Source organism: Streptomyces sp. NPDC056480, from assembly GCF_042795405.1.
In the GTDB taxonomy this organism is placed as follows: Bacteria; Actinomycetota; Actinomycetes; order Streptomycetales; family Streptomycetaceae; genus Streptomyces.
In genome coordinates this window covers 1-2,379 of the sequence record NZ_JBHTSA010000250.1, presented here as the reverse complement: position 1 = coordinate 2,379, position 2,379 = coordinate 1, and the positions used below count along the sequence as shown (strand labels likewise).

The 2,379-nt window shown below is 65.4% G+C and carries 3 pseudogenes; all 3 read right to left on the bottom strand.

The annotated features are described in order from the left end of the window. Positions 1–904 (bottom strand): annotated as a pseudogene (locus ACFQ79_RS40645) (IS256 family transposase); the annotation flags it as partial. A 143-nt stretch (positions 905–1,047) separates the two neighbouring features. Next, a pseudogene (locus ACFQ79_RS40640) lies at positions 1,048–1,306 on the bottom strand (IS5/IS1182 family transposase); the annotation flags it as partial. Positions 1,307–2,268: 962 nt separating this feature from the next. Further along, positions 2,269–2,379, bottom strand: a pseudogene (locus ACFQ79_RS40635) (ABC transporter permease); the annotation flags it as partial.

Below are 2,379 nucleotides of genomic sequence, written 5' to 3'. Positions count from 1 at the left end.
TGGTGGCCGCGTCCTCGGTCGGAGCCGTACAGACCGGCTTCAGCGCTTTGGCGATCCTGTCCCAGTCCTGACGGCCGGCATAGCGGAACGGGGCCTGCAGGAGATGGACGGCGCAGGTCTGCACGACGGTCTTGGGCCAGACCTCGCCGACCGCGTCGGGCAGGCCCTTCAAGCCGTCGCAGACGAGCATCAGGACGTCCTCGAGGCCCGCGGTTCTTCAGCTCGGTCAGGACCCGCAGCCAGTGCTTGGCGCCTTCACCGCCCTCGCTGCCGGCCCACAGTCCGAGGATGTCGCGGTGGCCTTCGGCGGTGACCGCCAACGCCATACAGATGGGGCGTTGGCGACCTGGCCTTCGCGGATCTTCGCGTTGATGCAGCCGGTGAACACGACCGGGCAGACACGGTCGAGGGGGCGGGCCTGCCATTCGGCCATGCCCTCCATCACCGAATCGGTGATCGTCGAGATCGTCTGCCTGGAGACCCCGGCGCCACAGACCTCGGCCAGACGGGCTGAGATCCCGCCGTAGGCCAGGCCTTTCGCGGACAGGGACAGGACCATCTCGTCGACGCCGGCCAGCCGGCGCTGGCGCTTCCTTACGATCTGCGGCCCGAAGGCGCCCTCCCGGTCCCGCGGCACCTCGATCCCGACCGGCCCGACGCCGGTGACGACGGTCTTGGACCGCTTCCCATTACGGGAGTTTCCGCCGTTCTTCCCGGCGGGATCATGCCGGTCATAGCCGAGATGATCGGTCATCTCGCCCTCAGGGGCGGACTCCAGCAGCCGCTTCGCCAGCTGCTGGAGCAGACCGCCCTCACCGGTCAGCTGCAGGCCATCAGCCTGAGCCCGGGCCACGAGCTCGTTCAGGAACTGGTCATCAACGGACGCTGACACGGCTCCTGCCACAGACGGCTTGGCTATGTTCTCGCTGATCACAGGTGCACTCTTCCATGATCGGAGTTACACGCTTTTCTTAGAGTCCCGCTAGTAGGGCTTTGTTAGGTTCTGTGGTGGGGTTCGGGGATGGGTCCCTCCTGACCTGCAACTATTCAGGATGAAAGAGGCTCAGTTATGTGCTTCAGCCACATGATCGATCCTCGGAGGTGAAGTCCTGCCGCATAGCTCTCGGGGGACTTGTCGTAGCGGGTGGCGATTCCGCGCCAAGCTTTGAGCTTCTGAAAGCAGCGCTCCACGGTGTTGCGCTGCCGGTACCGGTACGGGTCGAAGGTGACAGGGCGACCACCGGGTCGAGCCCTTATTCCGCCGGTTGGCGGCCTGGCCGGACTTCTCCGGGATGACGGCGGTGATCACCGCCGCGGGTCTTCTTGCTATCCCGCTTCATCGCCTACCGCCCTGCCGGCGGCACCTTCGGCCCGCTTGATTCAAGTCATCGGCATCCGCTGAGCTGTCGAGGAATGCCTCCAGATCGCCAAGCGTGAGTGAGGTCTGGCAGCCCATCAGGTCCCGTCGCCACGCGTCGGCTGACGCCGCCAAGCAGCCCGCGCCTGCCCCCACAGCCCTTCGGGCCCTCAACCGCGACTCGGCACGGGGAAAGCGAAGCGGATCCTCAGGCCTCGCCCCCTCAGCCTGGCCGAACTCAGACGCCTGAAATGAAGATCCTTCAGCGGGCACCGCGCGTCGATACACGCTCAATACACTGATTGAGTAGGTATTGCTCAAGAGAAGACAGCGCCGTTCGAAGGAACCTGAGTGAACGAAGGGGAGCTGCTCAGGCTCCGCAGTTCCAGTCATCCTCCAGTGCGAAAGCCATTCTCACTGACATGACAACCGTGCTGGCCGTCGCTCCCGCCTTTCTCGGCTGGACTGGCCAACGGTGGGCCAGGCTTCGGCAGTGTTGCGCCGCCCCATACTGACCTCCCGCTTCGTTTCGGCAAGAGCTGGACACTCACGCCGAGCTATCAGACTCCGGCCTTGATCTCCCCCCGTCGAGGCCGGGGCGGCCCCACCGCATCGGGGACGCGGTCATCGGGCCACCTACAGGGGCGGGGGCCTTCCTCCTCCCCCGCCCCTCACCAACTGATCCGCAACTGCAGAAGAAAGACGTCAGATGCACGCAGCCCCGGCCAGAGGCCGGGGCTGCGTGTGGTGTGCATCTGCTCTCAGGCGCCGGTTACTCGGAGGCTTCGCGGGCCACTGGAGATCCGACTCAACTCACATGCTCAGCCGCCCACTTCCACCGTAGGCTGCTGAGCAGAGGGCTCTTGCTGGGGGCGTGCCCTCCGCTGCCAGCTGCGGACGAGCCGCTCATCTCATCGCGCTGCAGCGTTCTTGCGCCGGTTCGTAATGATTTGCCCGGCCACGACCACCAGTACCGCGAGGACGAACATCGCGGTGCCGATGACGTTGATCTGAACGGGGGT